This is a genomic window from Tardiphaga sp. 215_C5_N2_1, assembly GCF_052076055.1.
In the GTDB taxonomy this organism is placed as follows: domain Bacteria; phylum Pseudomonadota; class Alphaproteobacteria; order Rhizobiales; family Xanthobacteraceae; genus Tardiphaga; species Tardiphaga robiniae.
The window spans coordinates 2,894,948-2,913,595 of the sequence record NZ_CP197240.1 but is presented as its reverse complement, the minus strand read 5'-3'; the positions used below and the strand labels follow the sequence as shown (position 1 = coordinate 2,913,595).

Sequence of the window (18,648 nt, the reverse complement as noted above, 5' to 3'; positions counted from 1 at the left end):
CTGCCCGGATCGTCCGTATTGCAGTTTCCCGCCTTTTCAATCTTCCGGAGTTGCCATGCTCGCTGTCTTCACCCCTGCCGACCACGCCTTGAGGAAATCCGAGCCGACCGATCTCGAGGCGTTGCCGGATAATGCGGTGTGGATCGACATGGTGAAGCCGTCGCCGGCCGAGGACAAGGCGGTGGAGAAGCTGGCGGGGATCGAAATCCCGACCCGTGAAGACATGCAGGAGATCGAAATCTCCAGCCGTCTCTATATCGAGAACGGCGCCCGCTATATGACCGCGAGCTTGATGTGCGGCTCCGACACGGAGTCGCCGCGGATCACGGCGGTAACGTTCATCCTCACCCGGCAACGGCTGGTGACGGTGCGCTACGATACACCGCGTCCGTTCGCGTCCGTCGAACTGAAGCTTGGCCGCAATGCGCCCGCCGGCGCCAATGGCGAAACCACCCTGCTCGAACTGCTCGACGCGGTGATCGATCGCTGCGCCGACATTCTCGAACGCGTCGGCGCCGATGTCGATCAGGTCAGTCACGACATCTTCGAGCCGGATGAATCGCTGCGGACCGGCCATGCCAAGCGCTATTCGGAAATCCTGATCACCATCGGTCGCAAGGGCGACCTGACCTCGAAAGTGCGTGAAAGCCTCGTCTCGATCGGCCGCGTCGTCACCTTCATCACGGCGGAAGCCGAAGGCGTGAAGTGGTCGAAGGACATGCGCGCGCAGCTCAAGACCATGCAGCGCGACGTGGTGTCCCTGACCGATCACGCCTCCTATCTGTCGAACAAGATCACCTTCACGCTCGATGCGATGCTCGGTGTCGTCAATCTCGAACAGAACAACATCATCAAGCTGTTCTCGGTCATGGCCGTCGTGCTGATGCCGCCGACATTGATCGCCTCGGTCTATGGCATGAATTTCAAGGCGATGCCGGAACTGCAATGGGATGTCGGTTACCCCATGGCGCTGATCATGATGCTGTTCGCCGCGGTGCTGCCTTACATGTTCTTCAAGTGGAAGAAGTGGCTGTAGGGCACGTAGGGCGGCACTAACCTCTCATTTGTCATTCCGGGATGCGTCACGCCGGCGAAGCCGGTGGGGTGCAGGCCCGGAATCCATAAGTTCGATCGTGGTTATGGATTCCGGGTTCGCGCAAGGGCGCGCCCCGGAATGACAAATGAGGGATAGCAGCGCCCAAACATTTTTCCTGCATCTCTTGACAATATGCCTATAAGGATTATCCTCCGCTCATCCGGTTCGCGAGGGGCGCTTCATGAGGCGTCTTGAAGTGGGACAGGGATGCGGCGCCTGCGGGTGTGGGGTGACGTACCCCGCGCACTCGGGAGGCCTTGGGTCACCGTCCGACCCCACTACGGGGGTCTGCCACTCATGCTGGCTGGACGTGGCATTGGTGAACGGCGGGAAACCGTCGGGATCAGCGGAGTGCGGAGCTCTGCGCCTTTGCCCGGAAGAACGGTCCCGGGGACAGAAATCGCCGCGGTGGCGCGCCGGATGGCGTTGCGCGGTTGCAGCTTGCCGGCGTTCCGGCGGAGCGGATCGCGAAAATTACCACCATTTCGCGTCGTCAGGCGCGCTGCCACCCCTCATGTTTCAGGAGGGGACACCGCTTAGACAACCCCGAGCATGCGCTCGCGGGATCATAAAGGCGCGGGTGTCTGAATCTTTTTCCAACTATCAAAACGCATTCATGATGCGTGTTCGAAAAGCCCAATGATCATAGGCTTCGCGCGATTCCCGCCACAATTTATCCGGTAAAATTCGAGCGTTCCGCTGAACGGTTGCGCTAATGGTTGCTGTCATAACGCTGTCAGAAGCGATGAGGACAGCAATGGTTGACAAAACAGAAACATCGGGACGGAACGTCGTCGATCTCAGGTCCTATCAACAGGCGCGCATGGCCAACGGTCGGGCGCAGGCGATGTCTGCGCGAACCTGCCGGCATTGCGGCGCAGGGTTGATGGACGGCGAATCCGAAGACGATTGTTCCAGCGCGGGGATCAGCGCGGCTGCGCCGATGCCGCGGAAGTTTTACGCGGACTAGAAGGTCCCGCGTGTCTTGGGGAGCGCCAGAATGGCGCGGTCCTCAGCATGACTATTCCCCACCTGTTACCACTGATCAGACGTGCTGGCCGCCATTGATGTGGATCTCGGCGCCATTCACGTATGAACTCGTTTCCGTGCACAGCACATAGATGATCTTGGCGACTTCGTCGGGCGTGCCGAGCCGATGCAGCGGGATCTGCTGATCGACGATAGTCTGCGTGCCCGGCGACAGGATCGAGGTGTCGATCTCGCCCGGCGCGATGGCGTTGACGCGGATGCCGAGGCGGCCGAAATCCGACGCCATTTCGCGGGTCAGCGACGCCAGCGCCGCTTTCGATGTGGCATAGGCCGCACCGGCAAACGGATGCACGCGCGAGCCGGCGATCGAGGTGACGTTCACCACCGAGCCTTTGGCTGCCTTCAACTGTTCGATCAGCCCACGGGCCATCATGATCGGCGCGAAGAAGTTGACGTTGAAGACGTGGCTCCAGGTCGCGACGTCGGTATCGATCGAGCCCATGCGCGCGCCGCCTTCGGCCTTCGGCGAGATGGCGGCATTGTTCACCAGCGCATGCAGCGCGCCGCCGTTCAGCCGTTCCTTGATGTCGTCGATGGCGCGGACGGTGTCGTCATGGTCGGAGAGGTCGACCTGGATGTGATCTTCGGGGCCTGCATCCCATGGGCAGACTTCCGGAAACGGATGCCGCGAACAGGTCAGCACTCGCCAGCCGGCGCTTGAAAAGCGCATCACGGTGGCATGACCGATGCCGCGGCTTGCGCCGGTGAGCAGCATGGTGCGCTTGGGCGCGTTCGATCCTGGGTGGTTCACGTGTCTGGCTCTCGTTTCGTTGTCAGGGCTCACGGATACAGTCTCACCTTGGACCAGGACGTATCTGGTGCCGCGGTGTCGCGGCGGAATTCGATGCGATCATGCAGGCGGAACGGGCGGTCGTGCCAGAACTCGAAACGCTGTGGCGTGATGCGCCATCCGCTCCAGCCTGGCGGACGCGGAACGGCGCCGATCAGGTGCTTGGCGCCTTCCTTGGCGATGGCCTGTTCGAACGCAAAGCGGCTTTCCAGCGGCTGTGACTGTTTGCTCGCCCAGGCGCCGATCTGCGCCTGTTTGGGGCGGGTCGCAAAATACTCGTCGGCCTCGGCATCGGTCACGCGGGTGACGGGACCGCGAATGCGGACCTGCCGGCGCAGCGACTTCCAGTGAAACAGCAAGGCGGCCTTGGGATTGGCGGCGAGCTCCTGGCCCTTCTGGCTGGCGATATGGCTGTAGAACACGAAGCCGTTGGTGTCATAGCCCTTCATCAGCACCATGCGCACGTCCGGCAGGCCGTCGGCATCGACGGTCGCCAGTGCCATCGCGTTCGGATCGTTGGGCTCGGACGCCTTTGCCTCGGTAAACCACTCGGAAAACAGCGCAAATGGTTCCGCAGCGGCCGTAAAATCACCTGACGTTAACGGAGTTGAGTCTTTGATGGGGGAGGTCGTATCGGTCATGTCCGGAGTTCCGCTTGCGTTGGCCTGCTGTCGAGAGCTTGCTACTGCCCCTGCATAGGCAAGACCTATATAGGGCACGGCTGCGCATTGGCCTATCGGCCATCTGCCCGCTCGGTGCGGCTTTGACAGCAATTCTTATCGGCAGCACGCTTGGTGGTTGCAGTATGGGCCGAAACGAGTCCGCGCTGGCCAGGATGGAGGGCGGCGATGTCACCGGTTCGATTTCGCCGGCATCCGTCCAGGCCGCCAATTACGAGCCCACCGAAGCCGATCTGGTCCTGACGCGCACTGCGGCCTCCGATGTCCTCACCAAGGGCAGCAAGGATTCCAGCCAGCCGTGGGAAAACCCGTCGACCGGCGCGCGCGGATCGGTGACGCCTCTGTCCAGTGCCTATGTCGCGGAAGGTCGCACCTGCAGGGATTTTCTGGCCAGCTACGTCAACGGCACCAGCGAAAGCTGGATGCAAGGTGCGGCCTGTAAGGGTGAGCGCGGCAGCTGGGACGTGCATACGCTGAAGCCGTGGAAACGGAGCTAGTTTTCACCGACGGGCCGCTTGCGGCCGAGTTGCAAAAATGACACGAAGTCACCAGATGAAGAAGCAGGCGGGCCCTGGCCCGCAAACCCAACATGCGGGCCGATTGCCCGCCTTTTAGTTACCTGAAGGAGAGACGACGGATGCGCGACCCCTATGAGGTCTTGGGGGTGCAGCGGGGCGCCAGCGCTGCGGCGATCAAGAGTGCCTATCGCAAGCTCGCCAAGAAGCATCATCCCGACAGCAACAAGGACGATCCGAAAGCCGCCGACCGGTTTTCGGAATTGAATGCGGCCAACGAGATCATCGGCGACGAGGACAAGCGCAAGCAGTTCGACCGCGGCGAGATCGATGCCGAGGGTAAAGCGCGCTTCCAGGGCTTCCCTGGCGGCGGCCGCGCCGGCGCGTCGCAGCGCGGCTTCGAGCATGCTTTCCGCGGCGGTCCCGGTGCGCAGCAGGGTTTTCCCGGCGGTGCTGCCGGCGGCGGTTTCGAGGACATCCTCAACAGCATGTTCGGTGGCGCCAGCCCGCGCGGTGCGCGTCCCGGTGCGCAGGGCTTTGAGTTCGATACCGGCGGCTATGCCGGCGGGATGCCCGATCTGGATTTGAACGTCGCCATGACGGTGACGCTGGAAGAATCTGTGAAGGGCGCCGAGAAGCGCGTACGTCTGCCATCCGGCAAGGAATTGAACGTCAAGATACCGGCCGGCGTCACGTCGGGCCAGCAGATCCGGCTCCGCGGGCAGGGCGAAAGCGCGCCAGGACATCGTCCCGGCGATCTGATGATCACCGTCACTATCGCTCCCCATTCCTTCTTCAAGGTGGATGGCAACGACCTGCGCGTCGATCTGCCGATCACGCTGTACGAAGCCGTGCTGGGGGCCAAGGTGCGCGCGCCGACACTCACCGGCGCCGTGGAGCTTTCAATTCCGAAGAACACTTCGAGCGGACGGGTGTTTCGCCTGAAGGGCAAGGGCCTGCCGCTGGCCGGCGGCGCCGCGGGCGATCTCTACTTCACCACCAGGATCATGCTGCCGGACGGCAACGATGCCGAGCTGGAAGCCCTGATGGAGAAGTGGCGCGACGGGCACCCGTATCATCCCCGTAGCGATCTGGGGTGAGGTGAGCAGCGATCAGCTCGCCGTCTCACCCCCCCGTCTTCTCCGTCTGATCGTAGATCTGGCGCGCGACGTGGTTGAGCCGGTCCTTGTCGGTCGGGCCTGACACGACATAGCCGACGCCCTTGTCGGCCCAGAACATGGCCCCATCCTTGTCCTGCGCAGCGTAGCGCATCTGGGTGGCGTCGGCTTTCGCCGCACGCGAAGTGTAGAGCGTGTAGCGCTCGCCCGACGGGCTCTCATACATGAAGAAGGCCGCAGGCGCTTCGGGGCCGGGCAGCAAGCGTCCGCCGACCAGCTTCAATCCGGCTGCATCGAGTTCGGGCGCCTTGATCTCGTAGCCGACGCGCTTCGACAGCCACTGCTGCAGGTGTGCACGTTCATTGGCTGCGACTTCGACCGGATGACGGACTTCGACCACATAGGTCCGGTGTGCACCGAGCGCGTCCACCGTGAAACTCCGGAATATCGACGGCGTGGTCGCTGCGCCGCGTGCGACCCAGCCCGCGCTGCCACCTGCAACGAAGGCGACCAGCGTTGCGGCGACTGCGCCGTAGACCCAGCGCCGCGGCTGCTGAACCAGTCGCTCGATTTCCAGCTGCTTTGGCACTGCCTCGTCGGCGATCGAATCGTAACGGGCATGCAGCAACTCGGCCATCGCGCGCCATGATGCGACGCGCTCGGCATCGTCGGGATGTGTCGTAAGCCATGCCTCGACATCGGCGCGGCGCTCAGCCGGCAATTCATTGTCGACGAAGGCGTGCAATTCGTCTTCGGTCACGGGAATGTTCGGTCCGGTCATTATCATCTTCCCTTTAAATCATTTGACCGCGCGCAGCGCCGGGCGCTCGCCGTCGAGATAGGCTTTGACATGGGCGCGGGCGCGGGCGAGGCGCGACATCACGGTGCCGATCGGCACGCCCTGGATGTCGGCGACTTCGCGGTAGCTCAGGCCCTCGAGCATCACGAGCAGCAGCACCGAGCGCTGCTCTTCGACGAGGGCGGCAAGGGCGCGCGAGATGTCGCGCCCTTCGGCTTCGGTGCCGCTGGCATCCGGATTGTTGTCGAACAGTTCGGTGAAGACCGGCTTGCGCGCCAGCGAGCGGCGGCGGTTGCGGTTCAGGTTGGTCAGGATCGTATAGAGCCAGCTTCTGAGGTCACCGCCGATGAACAGTTTTTCCGAGCGCAGCGCGCGCACCAGCGTGTCCTGCACCAGGTCGTCGGCAATGTCGGTGTCACGCGCCAGCGCTCGCGCATAGCGGCGCAGCGCCGGAATCATGCTCTCAACGCTTTCGCGAAAGGCGCTCATGGGGCTCGTGCCATCCGTTGCAATCCTGACGGTATCTTGGGCGGTCCGCAATTGCGCCGCATCTATCATAACACCTTGGCGGACCGTCTATTCCGGCGTTAAGCCCCGGACGGTAAACAGCCACATAACCAGGCTTTTGGGCTGTACCGGACGCAAGTGCTGGTGTACCCCCAAGGGCAGATCGGTATGGACTGCCAAGTTATCAGCCAAGCAAATAGGATGTGATATGAGCGAAGTTTCAGGCCTGATGAAGGGCAAGCGCGGCGTCATTCTCGGCGTGGCCAATAACCGTTCCATCGCCTGGGGCATTGCCAAGGCGTGCCAGGCGCAGGGCGCCGAAATCGCGCTGACCTATCAGGGCGATGCGCTGAAGAAGCGCGTGGAGCCGCTGGCGGCGGAACTGGGCGCGCTCGTGCTTGGTCATTGCGACGTCACGGATGCCGCGACCATCGATGCGGTGTTCGACGAGCTCAAGGTGAAGTGGGGCAAGATCGACTTCGTCGTCCATGCCATTGCGTTTTCCGACAAGAACGAGCTCGAGGGCCGCTATGTCGACACCACGGCGGAGAACTTCAGCAAGAGCATGCTCATCTCCTGCTATTCGCTGACCGCGGTTGCGCAGCGCGCCGAGAAACTAATGACCGACGGTGGTTCGATCATCACGCTGACTTATTACGGCGCCGAGAAGTGGATGCCGAACTACAACGTGATGGGCGTCGCCAAGGCCGCGCTCGAAGCCAGCGTGCGCTATCTGGCGGCTGACCTGGGCGAGAAGGGCATCCGCGTCAATGCGATCTCCGCCGGCCCGATCAAGACGCTGGCCTTCGCAGGGATTGCCGACTCCCGCTATCTGCTGAAATACAACGAGGTCAATGCGCCGCTGCGCAAGAACGTCTCGATCGACGAAGTCGGCCAGAGCTCGATGTATTTCCTGTCTGACCTGTCCTCTGGCGTCACCGGCGAAGTGCATCACGTCGATGCTGGCTATCACGTGCTCGGCACCAAGGTGCCGGATGCGCCGGATATCTCGATGGGCGGCAAGGACTGATCGCTTAGTCCATGCCGAAACCAACGATCTATTATATTCGCCACGGTCAGACCGAATGGAATGCCGCCGGTCGCTTTCAGGGCTCGAAGGACATTCCGCTCAACGATCTCGGTCGTGAGCAGGCGGCGCATGCCGGTGGTGTCCTTAAAGATCTGCTGGCGCGCGACGGGCGCACCAACGGCGATGTCGCATTCGTCTCCAGTCCGCTCGGCCGCGCGCGCAACACCATGGAATTGGTGCGCGGCAAGCTGGATCTGCCGCATGACGACTACGGCCTCGACGATCGTCTGCGTGAGATCGGCTTCGGCCACTGGGAAGGATTCACGTTGGCCGAGCAGGAAGCTGCGCATCCCGACATCTTTGCGGCACGTCTTCTGGACAAATGGAGCCTGCCGGCGCCGGGCGGCGAGAGCTATGCTGAGGTGCAACTCCGGATGCGCGAATGGGTTGACGGCCTGACGGGCGATACCGTTGCCGTTGCCCATGGCGGTACGGCGCGGGCGCTAATGGTGGCGCTGGGCCTTGAGACTCCGGACGGGGTCAGTGAGCTGCCGATCCAGCAGGGCGCGGTCTACGTGTTCAACGCCGACGGGATGGACAAGTTTAGTTAAGCATTGCGGCTGACCGGGCGATTTGACCCCTCGGACGGCCCGCGTTACGACATCTGCTCAAGCAGCGAGCGCCCCATGTCCCACAACACCTTCGGCCACATGTTCCGCGTCACGACCTTTGGCGAGAGCCACGGGGTGGCGATTGGCTGCGTGGTCGATGGCTGTCCGCCGCTGATTCCGCTGGATGTTGCCGAGATCCAGGCCGATCTCGATCGCCGCCGTCCCGGCCAGTCGCGCTTCACCACGCAGCGCCAGGAGGCCGATGCGGTCAAGATCCTGTCCGGGGTCATGGCGCATCCGGAAACCGGTGTGCAGGTCACGACGGGGACGCCGATCGCGCTGCTGATCGAGAACACCGACCAGCGCTCGAAGGACTATTCGGACATCAAGGACAAGTTTCGGCCTGGTCATGCCGATTTCACCTATGAAGCCAAATACGGGTTGCGCGATTATCGCGGCGGTGGCCGTTCGTCTGCCCGCGAGACGGCGACGCGTGTTGCGGCCGGCGCGATCGCGCGCAAGATCGTGCCCGGAATGACGGTGCGTGCCGCGCTGGTGCAGATGGGACCGCACAAGATCGACCGCGGCAATTGGGATTGGGACGAGGTCGCCCGCAATCCCTTCTTCTGCCCGGACAAGGACAAGGCCGCCTTCTTCGAAAGCTATCTCGACGGCATCCGGAAATCCGGCTCGTCGATCGGTGCGGTGATCGAGGTGGTCGCCGACGGCGTGCCGGCGGGATTGGGGGCTCCCATTTACGCCAAGCTCGACGGCGATCTGGCAGCGGCGCTGATGAGCATCAATGCGGTGAAGGGTGTCGAGATCGGCGACGGTTTCGGTGCTGCGGAATTGTCCGGCGAGGACAATGCCGACGAGATGCGCATGACCAATCACGGCCCGTCATTTCTCTCAAACCATGCTGGCGGCATCCTCGGCGGCATTTCCACAGGCCAGCCGGTCGTGGCACGTTTTGCAGTGAAGCCGACTTCGTCGATCCTGTCGCCGCGCAAGACCGTCGATCGCAATGGCGCCGATACGGACATCCTGACCAAGGGTCGTCATGATCCCTGCGTCGGCATCCGCGCCGTGCCGGTGGCGGAAGCCATGGCCGCTTGTGTGCTCGCCGATCATTTCATTCGGCATCGCGGACAGGTCGGCTAGAGTAAGTGACTGACCGAAGCCCGCGTTCGCGCGAGTTTGAAAGTGCCAGCCGTGTTGCCCGACAAGCTCAGAGAGATCATCGACTGGCTCAGTGACGGTGCGCGATCCGCGCCGACGCCATCGCGCATGATGGCGGAATGTTGCGAACGGCTTGTCGCTGCGGGGCTGCCGCTATACCGCGTCGGCATCTTCATCCGCACCCTGCACCCGGAAATCTTCGGCCGAAATTTCATCTGGCGTCCGGAGACCGGGGTGGTCCTCAGCTCGGTTGATTTCGACATTCAGGAGGCGCCTGAATTCCTCAGCAGTCCGCTTGCGCTGGTCTTCCGTGAAGGTGTCGAGGTTCGCAGCCGACTTCATGAGCCATCAACCACACCCTTTCCTTTTTTCGACGATATGCGCGCCGAAGGCGTTACCGACTACATCGCGATCCCGCTCACCTTCGTCGACAACATGCTCCACGCATCAAGCTGGACCACGAAGCAGCCTGGCGGTTTTACGGACGAGCAGCTTGCTGCCTTGAAAACGGTGCTGCCGACATTGGCGCGGTTGATCGAGGTCATCGGCATACGACGAGTGACTGTGACACTGCTCGATACCTATGTGGGCAATCGCGCTGGCGGACGTATTCTCGGTGGTCAGATCCGACGGGGCCACACCGAGACCATGCGCGCAGCGATCTGGTTGTCGGATCTGCGCGGCTTTACGGCGCTGTCGGATCGATTGCCGCCGGAAAGCGTCGTCGAGATTCTCAACCTTTACTTCGATTGTCAGGTGCCTGCGATCCTCAAGCATGGCGGCGAAGTGCTCAAATTCATGGGCGATGGCCTGCTGGCCGTGTTTCCCATTGCTGAGGATGATACGGATCGTTCGATGGTTTGCGGTCATGCGCTGGAGGCTGCGCGTGAAGCCAGCGCTGCCGTTGAAGCGCTGCGCTGGTCGGATGCGGCAGGTGCCGAAGAGCGCTTTCGCTTCGGTCTGGCACTGCATGTCGGCAAGGTACTTTACGGCAATATCGGCGGCGGCAACCGGCTCGACTTCACCTGTATCGGCCCGGCGGTGAACCTCGCCGCACGTCTGGAGAAGATCGCGGGCAGGCTGCATCGTACAGTGGTCGCGTCGACCGCTTTTGCTGGTGCGACAGACGCCGACTGGGCCGATCTCGGTGAATTTCCCATCGCTGGCTTCGCCAAGGCCGAGCAGGTCTATGGATTGGGCGATGAAACCGCGGTCGCCGGCTGAGGTCAGTCGCCGCGCAGATGGGATTGCTTGAGGGCCGCGGTCAGGATCATCAGGGTCACCCAAAGCCGCAGCATCGCGAAGCTGAAGATAAAGACGAAGAAGATCAGGTTTCGGATGAAGGTGTTCGTCGTCGGCGCCTGCCCGTAGATCGCAATCGCGTTGCGAACGAGACCCTGGACAAAACCGAGGCCGAAATAGGCGGCGGTCAGGACCAGAAGGCCCACGCCGAGCCACGCGCTTCGCCTGGCGAATTCACGGCAAGCCGCGAAGAAACGAACCCTGTTGTCATGGCGTTCGACGCCGACGATCATCAGCAAGATCAGCGTGGCGATGGAGGCATTCCAGATCTTTCCGGCCGCCGTCGGCTGATCGAACGCCATGCCATCGATGCCGCCCATGAAGTTCAGGTCCAGCGGCGAGATCCCGAGCGATACAGAGATCATGCTCGCTATAAGCATCAGCGCGCCGATACGCACCAGAATGCGCAGCGATAGTCGGAATTCATCCTCGAACGTCATCGCTCCGAGATGGGTCTCGCCGTCGGCAAGCTCGATCGACCGCCGTGCGGTCACCAGAAACGCGAGAAGAACGGCAACCGTGGCGACGAAGATGGCCGGCAAGGCGATAACGCCACCGCTGAACGCGATCACGCGCATTCCCGCTGCCAGCACGAGCCAAGGCAGGCATTCGATGAAGCGCAAAGGCCCGAACGACAATTCCGGCCGGGATACATATTGCTTGCGGAGTGCAATCGACATCTGGCGAGCTTGCCACATGCCGCCCAACCTCGGATTGAGCCGATCGTTAAATTTTTATCGTCTTGAGGGCCAAAGCAGAAGCGCCACGTCCTATTCTTCTGGCTCGGTCGTGAACAGAAGCGGATAGCCCTTGGCGCGGCCGGCATCTGTCGCGCGGGTCGCCTTGGTCTCGGCGACGTCACGGGTGAACACGGCGACGACGCAGACGCCGCGTTGATGCGCCGTCATCATTACCTTGGCGGCTTGATCCTCGGACATGCGAAATTCCGCCTTCAGCACCCGCACGACGAACTCCCGCGGCGTGAAGTCATCATTGACGAGGATAACCTTGTACAATTTCGGCCGCTCGACCTTCGGCTTGGTCTTAGTCTTGGTCTGCGGGGCGGTGACACTCTCGGGCATGCACACTCATCCGGATCGCGCTCTGTGGCGGCGACGCGACGATGATCACTCGGCCGGGCAATCCTTGAGGCGTTGCACGGCATCCTGATCGCCGCGCTGCACGGCCATTGGTTTCAGTTTACAGGCTCCGGGGACGTCGCGAAACTGCGGGTTCTGCGATAGTTTGAGATCGACCAATGCGGTAAGTGCGTCAGGCTCGCCAAGTTCCGCAGCCTGAATTGCCTCATACAGAACGATGTTGAGCGAAGAGATCTGAACCTGCGGATGGCCGGCCAGCAACCGCAGGGCCTTTAGCCGGGAGTCGTAATCCCAAACCCCGGCAGTGATCAGCAAGTCGATCCCCTTTGACACGTCGCGTGGCACCAGCTTTCCATCGAGATAAAGCTCGCCGAGCAGGCCACTCGCGCTCGCTTGATGGCGCTGGCTTTGCAAGATCGATAATGCGCGCTTCGGATCGGCCGGGCCGCCTTCGCCATCGAGCAGCATCTGCGCCAGCTCGGTATCGCCTCCCAGATGATCGCGCGCAGCCTCTTCAAATAGTTTGCGGGCGCGCACGGGATCGTTGGGACGCGTGGCTTCAGCCAGCGCCGCCTTGGCGCCAAACGAGCCGCCTTGGGCGAGACGTGCGAGTAAATCCCGGCCGAGGGTCTGCTCGTCCGGCTGCGGGGATCGCGCGAGAAGCCGGGCAAGCCTGATCTGCTGGTCCGCACGGGTGACGTTCTCCGGCAGCGGCAACCGAAGCGCGCGCTCGGTCCAGTATCGTTCGGCCGAGGGGGCCCGCTTCACGATGCCGCCACGGCCATAGAGGATGGCGAGCCTGTTTACCGCTGACGGGTTGTCCAGTTCGGCTGCCTTGATCAGCGCGTGCTGTGCCTCGTCGCGCGCAATCAGTTGCGGGCGATCAAGATGATAGTCCCATGAATTGTGCGACTCATAGATTGCGTAATTTGCCTCGCTATCGTTCCGGGCTGCGGCCTCGCGCAACAGTGCGACCGCCTCGGCGCGCCGTTCATGCGGCAGCGATTGAGCGAAGGCCACCTTGTTGCGGACATCGTCCGGAGCTGCAGCGAATGCTTCGCTGCAGGCGGCCTGGCGCATCCGGTAACGCAGCTTCTCTTGTTGCTCGGGGAGGTATTCGGTGGCGTTCCGCAAAAGACGGCGGCATTCGTTGGCTGCGTTGGCGCCGAACGGCTGAATAGGTTCATCGTGTTCGGCGGCCCCTGTCTTGCGCTGTTCGGCAGGTGCTGAAACGAACAAAGCGATCGCTGCGCCGATGCAAGCGAGCAGTACGGCCCACACGATTGGGTGCCGCGCTGCGGGCTGGCGGCCACCGTTCATCGGCGCATTCAAGGCGGCACTCATGTCGGCCATTCCGGTCGGCAATGGTGGATGTGGCGTTGGCGACATCCTGCGCTAGCTTTGTCGCGCGAACGTGCAAACCGTTCAAATCCGGGGGCAGGCGCCCGTTAACTCTGCCGCAGCAGCAGAGCCGCCATGACCGGATTGTGAACATGCCTGCAGGTTCCTGCTTTGCGGCTCGTCATTTGCATGTCACCATTCGATTCTCAACGGGAGGGCCGCTATGCGCTGGTGTGTCTCGATTGGAGCGGTACTCGTCGCGGGAGCGATGGCCGGCGGCGACGTCGCGAGCATGGCGGCGACGGGCCCGAAAGCGCAGTTTGCCCAGAGCAAGCAGGACCCCGTAGTCGATGTCGAACTGGTGCTGGCGGTCGACGTTTCCTATTCGATGGATATGGACGAGTTGGCGATCCAGCGCGAAGGCTATGCCCAGGCCATCGTCTCCAAGGAATTTCTTACCGCGCTCAAAAGCGGCCCGACAGGCAAGATCGCGGTCACTTATTTCGAGTGGGCGGCATCGTCAGACCAGAAGCTGATCATTCCCTGGCGTGTCATCGATGGTCCTGAATCCGCCGACGCGGTGGCATCCGAAATCATGAAGACGCCGATCCGCCGGGCGTCGCGGACGTCGATCTCGGGAGCGATCTACTACGCCATGCCGCTGTTCGATGAAAATGCGCTGCACGGTCTGCGCCGGGTCATCGATATTTCGGGCGATGGGCCGAACAACAATGGAGGACCGGTGACGGTGGCGCGCGACGAGGCAGTCGCGAAAGGCATTGTCATCAATGGCCTGCCGATCATGGCCAAGGAACTGTCCTACTCGACCATGGATATCGAAAATCTCGACCTCTATTACGAGGACTGCGTGATCGGCGGCGCGGGTTCCTTCGTGGTGCCGATCAAGGAGCGCGATAAGTTCAAGGAAGCGATCCGCACCAAACTGGTGTTGGAAGTCGCAGGATTGATGCCCGAGCCGCGCGCGATTCCTGTCGCCAACACGACGAAGGAGCCCCGCGTCAACTGCCTGATCGGCGAGAAGATCTGGCAGGATCGCTGGGGCCGTTAGTTCCCGTTAGCCATCGACCCGCGCAATCGCGTGGAAGAACGTGCCGGTGACATGGCCGCGCCGTCCGCCGCGTTCTGCCATGGGTTCGGCCTGCGCGTTGCGGAGATCGACCAGCGGGTCGTCGCTGCCTGGATCAATCAGTGACGCGTAGTGGAATTCGTGGCCACGGATGAGCGATCCCTTTGGTCCGATAGGGCTGTCGGATAACAATTGCGCCTCGCGATAGCCGAGATGCAAGCGCCGCTTGTGGAAACTCGTCGTGTGGCTGAGCAGCCCCATCATCGCATGCCGGTTGCCGTCGGCGTCCTCCAGGCCTTCACCGAGCACCATATAGCCGCCGCACTCGCCATGGACCGAACGTGTCTGTGCGAAGCGCACCAGCCCGTCGCGGAATTTTTGCGCCGAGGCAAGCGTCGCCACGTGAAGTTCGGGATAGCCGCCTGGCAGCCAGCATGCATCACAATCATCCGGCGGAGCTTCATTGGCTAGCGGGGAGAAGCGCAGGATCTCCGCGCCTGCGTTGCGCCAGCCATCGATCAGGTGCGGATAGATGAAAGTGAATGCGGCATCGACGGCAAGCGCAATGCGCTGACCAGGCGGTGGCAATGCTGGCGTGGCATTGAGCGTGGGCTCCCGCTCGATGGGGGCGGCCAGCGCGATGATGGCATCGAGATCGAGGTGCTTCTCCGCCATGTCGGCGAGTACGTCCATCCGCGTGGCAAGGTCGCCGTGTTCGCCAGCCTGGATGAGGCCGAGATGACGCTCTGGCAGCGCCAGTGCGGCATCCCGCGGAATGGCGCCGACGACGGGGATGCCGAGCGGCGCGATGGCGTCCGTGATAAGGCGGCGGTGGCGATCGCTGCCGACGCGGTTCAGGATCACGCCGGCGACGTGCACGTCAGGACGATGACTGGCAAAGCCGCGCACCATAGCGGCGGCGGATTGCGATTGCGCGGTCACGTCGAGCACCAGCAGCACCGGTAGATTGAAGCGCGCGGCGATACTGGCGCTGCTACCGTCTCGGTCGGCGACGCCGGGCACGCCGTCGAACAGGCCCATGACGCCTTCGACCACCAGCAGATCGGCGGCGTCGATGGTGCCAGCCATCAGCGCCTGCAGCAGCGAGGGCGGCATGGTCCAGCTATCGAGATTGATGCAGGGAGCGCCGGTGGCGACCGCGTGAAAGGCAGGGTCGATATAATCGGGCCCGGCCTTGGCCGCGCGCAGTACCATGCCGCGCCGCGCCAGTGCGGCGAGCAGGCCGAGCGTGACCGTGGTCTTGCCCGCGCCGGATCGCGCTGCGGAGACCAGCAGGCCGGCGGTCATGATGGATGAACTTGCGACATCACGGCGGATTACCGCGGCGACTGCAATGCCGCAAGGGCGAGGTCTAGGCCGACGCCTTTTCCTTCTTCGGCCAGTACTTGTCCCGCAAATGGCGCTTCACCAGCTTGCCGGTCGGCGTACGCGGCAATTCCGGCTCGAAGTCGATGCTCTTGGGGCATTTGATCGGGGACAGATGCTTGCGGCAGTACAAGATCAATTCGGCCTCCAGCGCCTTGCCGGCGCGGCTCATGTCGTGCGGCTGCACCACGGCCTTGACCTCTTCGCCCATCTCCTCGTTCGGCACGCCGAACACCGCAACATCGGCGATGTCCGGATGGGTGATGAGAATGTCCTCGGTCTCCTGCGGGTAGATGTTCACACCGCCGGAAATGATCATGTAGGACTTGCGGTCGGTGAGGTATAGGAAGCCTTCGTCATCGAGATAGCCGACGTCGCCGAGGGTGGACCAGCCGCGCGCGTTATAGGCGCGCTTCGTCTTCTCGGGATCGTTGTGATAGCTGAACTGCGGCGTATCGGCGAAATACACCGTGCCGATTTCGCCGGTCGGCGCTTCCTGGTCTTCTTCATTGACGATCTTGACGCTGCCGACCACAGCCTTGCCGACGGTCCCGCGATGCGACAGCCACTGCTGCGAGTTCGACACGGTGACGCCGTTGCCTTCGGAGCCGGCGTAATATTCGATCAGGATCGGTCCCCACCAGTCGATCATGCGCGCCTTGACGTCGACGGGGCAGGGGGCTGCGGCATGGATCGCGCCGTTCAATGAAGAGACGTCGTATTTCAAACGGACTTCATCAGGCAGCTTCAGCATGCGGACAAACATGGTTGGCACAAGCTGCGACTGGGTGATCTTGTGCTTCTCGACAAGCTTGAGGAATTCCTCGGCGTCGAAATGCTCCATGATCACCGACGTGCCGCCGAGCGTGATCGCCATCATGTTAAAACGTAACGGAGCCGCGTGATACAGCGGCGCCGGTGACAGATAGATCGAGTCCGATGTCATGCCGCACATGTTCGCGCAGAGCAGCTTCAGGAACGGATTCGGCACGTCGATCGGATTGTTCTCCGAGGCGCGCTTGATGCCCTTGGGGCGGCCCGTCGTGCCCGACGAATACAGCATGTCGTAGCCGGCAACCTCGTCGGCAATCGGCGTGGCGGGCTGAGTGGCGAGGGCACTATTCCAGTCGCGGAAACCGGTGCGCGAACCGTCGACGATATAGAACATCGGCTCCGCGGCGCTGGTAATCAGCGGCGCAACCACATCGGCGCATTTTTCGGAAGTGATGACGACCCGTGCGCCGCAGTCTTTCACGATATAGGCGATTTCGTCCTGCGTGAGGTAGCGGCTGATCGCCGTGTAATACAGCCCGCTGCGCTGGGCCGCCCAGCAGATCTCCATGAAGTCGAGGCGATTCTCCATCAAGAGCGCGATGTGATCGCCGGCCTTCAAGCCCAGCGAGCGGAACAACTGCGCGCCGCGGTTCGAGCGTTCGTCGAGTTCGCGATAGCTGAGCGCCTGGCCGGAGCCGGCCATGCGGTAGGCAATCTTGTCGGGATTGGTCTTCGCGTGAATCGACGGATGCGTCATGGAGAATTCCTTGGTGTTTCCTCGAAGACCGGCGGATTTTTCCGCTCGTGGTGTGGTTTAGTTTTCTTACGTCCCCTCTCCCCTTGTGGGAGAGGGTGCCTGAGCGAAGCGAAGGCGGGAGAGGGGTATGGCCAGTCGCGGGCCCTCTCCCGTCTCGAACCCGCTTCGCGTGTTCGATCCACCCTCTCCCACGTCGCGCTGCTACGCAGCGCTAGGGGAGAGGGGAAGAAAATTACAATCGCTCGACGATCGTCACATTGGCCATGCCGCCGCCTTCGCACATGGTCTGCAGCCCGTAGCGCTTGCCGGACTGCTGCAGCGCGTGCACCAGCGTGGTCATCAGCTTGGTGCCGGAGCCGCCGAGCGGATGGCCGAGCGCGATGGCGCCGCCATTGACGTTGAGGCGCTTCGGGTCGGCGCCGGTGGCCTTCAGCCAGGCCGTCGGAATCGAGGCGAAGGCTTCGTTGACTTCGAACAGGTCGATGTCGTCGATCTTCATTCCGGCCTTTTCGAGCGCGCGCTTGGTGGCGGGCAGGGGCGCTTCCAGCATGATCACGGGATCGCCACCCATCATGGTCATGTGGTGGATGCGCGCCAGCGGCTTGATGCCGAGTTGCTTGAGGCCCTTCTCGTTGACAACCATCACGCCCGACGCACCATCGCAGATCTGGCTGGCGGATGCTGCGGTGAGCTTGCCGTTCTCGGCGATCAGCTTGACGCCCCTGATGCCGTCGAGCGTGGCGTCGAAGCGGATGCCCTCGTCGATGTGATGGGTGTCCGTGGTGCCATCGGCGCGGGTGATCTGCAGCGGGATGATTTCGTCCTTGAAGCGGCCGGCTTCGGTTGCTGCGATGGCGCGCTGATGGCTCTCGAAGGCGTATGTGTCGAGGTCATCCTTCGACAGTCCGTATTTCTCGGCGACCATTTCGGCGCCGGTGAACTGGCTGAACTGGATATTGGGATAGCGCGCTTCCATGCCGGGGCTCTTGTAGTGGCCCATGCCGGCCTTGGACGCGAGAATGCTTGGCGAGCCCATTGGCACGCGGGTCATGCTCTCGACGCCGGCGGCGATCACGATGTCCATGGAGCCAGCCATCACGGCCTGGGCGGCGAAATGCAATGCCTGCTGGGACGATCCGCACTGGCGGTCGATGGAGGTGCCCGGCACGCTTTCCGGCAGCTTGGAGGCCAGCACCGCGTTGCGCGCGACGTTCACAGCCTGCTCACCGCCCTGGCCAACGCAGCCCATGATGACATCTTCAACCGAGGCGGGATCGGCGCCGGTGCGCTCCACCAATGCGTTCAAGACCGAGGCGGCGAGATCGGCCGGATGCCAGCCGGCTAGACGCCCGCCTTTGCGGCCACCAGCGGTGCGTGCAGCGGCGACGATATAGGCCTCAGCCATGCGTGATCTCCCTTTTTGCCTTGTTTGGCGGCGTTTTTCGTGGCGTTGAATGCGCGGGATTTAAGTGTCCGCGGAGAGTTTAGTCAATCGGTCAATTAACTCTTGAGTGCGGCCGATTGTT

The 18,648-nt window shown here is 62.5% G+C and carries 18 protein-coding genes; 8 read left to right on the top strand and 10 right to left on the bottom strand.

The genetic code is table 11. The annotated features are described in order from the left end of the window. Nucleotides 1-55 precede the first annotated feature (55 nt). Nucleotides 56-1,036: a magnesium transporter CorA family protein gene (locus AB7828_RS13910; RefSeq protein WP_309948501.1), complete on the top strand. Its 981-nt coding sequence runs from the start codon at nt 56-58 to the stop codon at nt 1,034-1,036. A gap of 1,105 nt (nt 1,037-2,141) precedes the next feature. On the opposite strand, the gene AB7828_RS13905 is transcribed toward AB7828_RS13910, so the two are convergent. Both AB7828_RS13905 and pdxH read right to left on the bottom strand, forming a co-directional pair. Beyond that, entirely contained in the window at nt 2,142-2,861 is a 720-nt protein-coding gene (locus AB7828_RS13905) for an SDR family NAD(P)-dependent oxidoreductase (RefSeq protein WP_068734949.1), read from the bottom strand. A gap of 65 nt (nt 2,862-2,926) precedes the next feature. Further along, nucleotides 2,927-3,577: a pyridoxamine 5'-phosphate oxidase gene (gene pdxH / locus AB7828_RS13900; protein ID WP_441230445.1), complete on the bottom strand. Its 651-nt coding sequence runs from the start codon at nt 3,575-3,577 to the stop codon at nt 2,927-2,929. A gap of 122 nt (nt 3,578-3,699) precedes the next feature. Here pdxH and AB7828_RS13895 point away from each other — a divergent pair, with 122 nt between their 5' ends. Both AB7828_RS13895 and AB7828_RS13890 read left to right on the top strand, forming a co-directional pair. Next, nucleotides 3,700-4,113, top strand: coding sequence for an RT0821/Lpp0805 family surface protein (locus AB7828_RS13895; protein ID WP_231079671.1), 414 nt, complete (start codon nt 3,700-3,702; stop codon nt 4,111-4,113). Nucleotides 4,114-4,253: 140 nt separating this feature from the next. Continuing rightward, complete coding sequence (locus AB7828_RS13890) at nt 4,254-5,231, top strand: DnaJ C-terminal domain-containing protein (protein WP_441230444.1); 978 nt, start codon at nt 4,254-4,256, stop codon at nt 5,229-5,231. Between the two features lie 25 nt (nt 5,232-5,256). Here the strand turns inward: AB7828_RS13890 and AB7828_RS13885 are convergent, their stop codons facing one another. Together AB7828_RS13885 and AB7828_RS13880 are read right to left on the bottom strand one after the other, a co-directional pair. Further along, the gene (locus AB7828_RS13885) at nt 5,257-6,030 is read right to left on the bottom strand and encodes an anti-sigma factor family protein (RefSeq protein ID WP_441230443.1); all 774 of its coding nucleotides are present in this window, start codon (nt 6,028-6,030) and stop codon (nt 5,257-5,259) included. Between the two features lie 18 nt (nt 6,031-6,048). Next, nucleotides 6,049-6,537, bottom strand: a complete 489-nt coding sequence (locus AB7828_RS13880) for an RNA polymerase sigma factor (protein WP_089265487.1) — start codon at nt 6,535-6,537, stop codon at nt 6,049-6,051. Between the two features lie 226 nt (nt 6,538-6,763). On the opposite strand from AB7828_RS13880, the gene fabI reads away from it, so the two are divergent. The 4 genes from fabI to AB7828_RS13860 all read left to right on the top strand — a co-directional run bounded on the left by fabI (nt 6,764) and on the right by AB7828_RS13860 (nt 10,599). Continuing rightward, nucleotides 6,764-7,585 carry an enoyl-ACP reductase FabI gene (gene fabI / locus AB7828_RS13875; RefSeq protein ID WP_175368253.1) on the top strand — a complete coding sequence of 274 codons (822 nt, stop codon included), beginning with the start codon at nt 6,764-6,766 and terminating at the stop codon, nt 7,583-7,585. An 11-nt stretch (nt 7,586-7,596) separates the two neighbouring features. Next, nucleotides 7,597-8,196, top strand: coding sequence for a histidine phosphatase family protein (locus tag AB7828_RS13870; protein WP_175368254.1), 600 nt, complete (start codon nt 7,597-7,599; stop codon nt 8,194-8,196). 75 nt (nt 8,197-8,271) lie between these two features. Then, nucleotides 8,272-9,357, top strand: coding sequence for a chorismate synthase (gene aroC, locus AB7828_RS13865; RefSeq protein ID WP_089265485.1), 1,086 nt, complete (start codon nt 8,272-8,274; stop codon nt 9,355-9,357). Between the two features lie 51 nt (nt 9,358-9,408). Further along, nucleotides 9,409-10,599, top strand: coding sequence for an adenylate/guanylate cyclase domain-containing protein (locus AB7828_RS13860; protein ID WP_175368409.1), 1,191 nt, complete (start codon nt 9,409-9,411; stop codon nt 10,597-10,599). Nucleotides 10,600-10,601: 2 nt separating this feature from the next. Here the strand turns inward: AB7828_RS13860 and AB7828_RS13855 are convergent, their stop codons facing one another. The 3 genes from AB7828_RS13855 to AB7828_RS13845 form a co-directional block, all read right to left on the bottom strand. Continuing rightward, nucleotides 10,602-11,357 carry a hypothetical protein gene (locus AB7828_RS13855; RefSeq protein ID WP_439059549.1) on the bottom strand — a complete coding sequence of 252 codons (756 nt, stop codon included), beginning with the start codon at nt 11,355-11,357 and terminating at the stop codon, nt 10,602-10,604. 90 nt (nt 11,358-11,447) lie between these two features. After that, nucleotides 11,448-11,759, bottom strand: a complete 312-nt coding sequence (clpS, locus tag AB7828_RS13850) for an ATP-dependent Clp protease adapter ClpS (protein ID WP_120291842.1) — start codon at nt 11,757-11,759, stop codon at nt 11,448-11,450. Between the two features lie 45 nt (nt 11,760-11,804). Next, entirely contained in the window at nt 11,805-13,121 is a 1,317-nt protein-coding gene (locus tag AB7828_RS13845) for a tetratricopeptide repeat protein (RefSeq protein WP_441230442.1), read from the bottom strand. 220 nt (nt 13,122-13,341) lie between these two features. On the opposite strand from AB7828_RS13845, the gene AB7828_RS13840 reads away from it, so the two are divergent. Continuing rightward, nucleotides 13,342-14,187 (top strand): DUF1194 domain-containing protein, encoded by an 846-nt coding sequence (locus AB7828_RS13840; protein ID WP_092145074.1) that lies wholly within the window; start codon nt 13,342-13,344, stop codon nt 14,185-14,187. Between the two features lie 6 nt (nt 14,188-14,193). Here AB7828_RS13840 and AB7828_RS13835 read toward each other — a convergent pair whose 3' ends face one another. The 3 genes from AB7828_RS13835 to AB7828_RS13825 all read right to left on the bottom strand — a co-directional run bounded on the left by AB7828_RS13835 (nt 14,194) and on the right by AB7828_RS13825 (nt 18,527). After that, nucleotides 14,194-15,513, bottom strand: a complete 1,320-nt coding sequence (locus tag AB7828_RS13835) for a cobyrinate a,c-diamide synthase (protein ID WP_441230441.1) — start codon at nt 15,511-15,513, stop codon at nt 14,194-14,196. A gap of 64 nt (nt 15,514-15,577) precedes the next feature. Further along, entirely contained in the window at nt 15,578-17,122 is a 1,545-nt protein-coding gene (locus tag AB7828_RS13830; protein WP_441230440.1) for an acyl-CoA synthetase, read from the bottom strand. A 232-nt stretch (nt 17,123-17,354) separates the two neighbouring features. Beyond that, the gene (locus AB7828_RS13825; RefSeq protein WP_441230439.1) at nt 17,355-18,527 is read right to left on the bottom strand and encodes an acetyl-CoA C-acetyltransferase; all 1,173 of its coding nucleotides are present in this window, start codon (nt 18,525-18,527) and stop codon (nt 17,355-17,357) included. Nucleotides 18,528-18,648: the final 121 nt, after the last annotated feature.

Bases quoted from the DNA above. Each gene is read 5' to 3' on its own strand.
- AB7828_RS13910 (WP_309948501.1), top strand. From the start codon at position 56: ATGCTCGCTGTCTTCACCCCTGCCGACCACGCCTTGAGGAAATCCGAG.
- AB7828_RS13905 (WP_068734949.1), bottom strand. From the start codon at position 2,861: ATGCTGCTCACCGGCGCAAGCCGCGGCATCGGTCATGCCACCGTGATG.
- pdxH (WP_441230445.1), bottom strand. From the start codon at position 3,577: ATGACCGATACGACCTCCCCCATCAAAGACTCAACTCCGTTAACGTCA.
- AB7828_RS13890 (WP_441230444.1), top strand. From the start codon at position 4,254: ATGCGCGACCCCTATGAGGTCTTGGGGGTGCAGCGGGGCGCCAGCGCT.
- AB7828_RS13885 (WP_441230443.1), bottom strand. From the start codon at position 6,030: ATGACCGGACCGAACATTCCCGTGACCGAAGACGAATTGCACGCCTTC.
- AB7828_RS13880 (WP_089265487.1), bottom strand. From the start codon at position 6,537: ATGAGCGCCTTTCGCGAAAGCGTTGAGAGCATGATTCCGGCGCTGCGC.
- fabI (WP_175368253.1), top strand. From the start codon at position 6,764: ATGAGCGAAGTTTCAGGCCTGATGAAGGGCAAGCGCGGCGTCATTCTC.
- AB7828_RS13870 (WP_175368254.1), top strand. From the start codon at position 7,597: ATGCCGAAACCAACGATCTATTATATTCGCCACGGTCAGACCGAATGG.
- aroC (WP_089265485.1), top strand. From the start codon at position 8,272: ATGTCCCACAACACCTTCGGCCACATGTTCCGCGTCACGACCTTTGGC.
- AB7828_RS13855 (WP_439059549.1), bottom strand. From the start codon at position 11,357: ATGTCGATTGCACTCCGCAAGCAATATGTATCCCGGCCGGAATTGTCG.
- clpS (WP_120291842.1), bottom strand. From the start codon at position 11,759: ATGCCCGAGAGTGTCACCGCCCCGCAGACCAAGACTAAGACCAAGCCG.
- AB7828_RS13845 (WP_441230442.1), bottom strand. From the start codon at position 13,121: ATGAGTGCCGCCTTGAATGCGCCGATGAACGGTGGCCGCCAGCCCGCA.
- AB7828_RS13840 (WP_092145074.1), top strand. From the start codon at position 13,342: ATGCGCTGGTGTGTCTCGATTGGAGCGGTACTCGTCGCGGGAGCGATG.
- AB7828_RS13835 (WP_441230441.1), bottom strand. From the start codon at position 15,513: ATGACCGCCGGCCTGCTGGTCTCCGCAGCGCGATCCGGCGCGGGCAAG.
- AB7828_RS13830 (WP_441230440.1), bottom strand. From the start codon at position 17,122: ATGACGCATCCGTCGATTCACGCGAAGACCAATCCCGACAAGATTGCC.
- AB7828_RS13825 (WP_441230439.1), bottom strand. From the start codon at position 18,527: ATGGCTGAGGCCTATATCGTCGCCGCTGCACGCACCGCTGGTGGCCGC.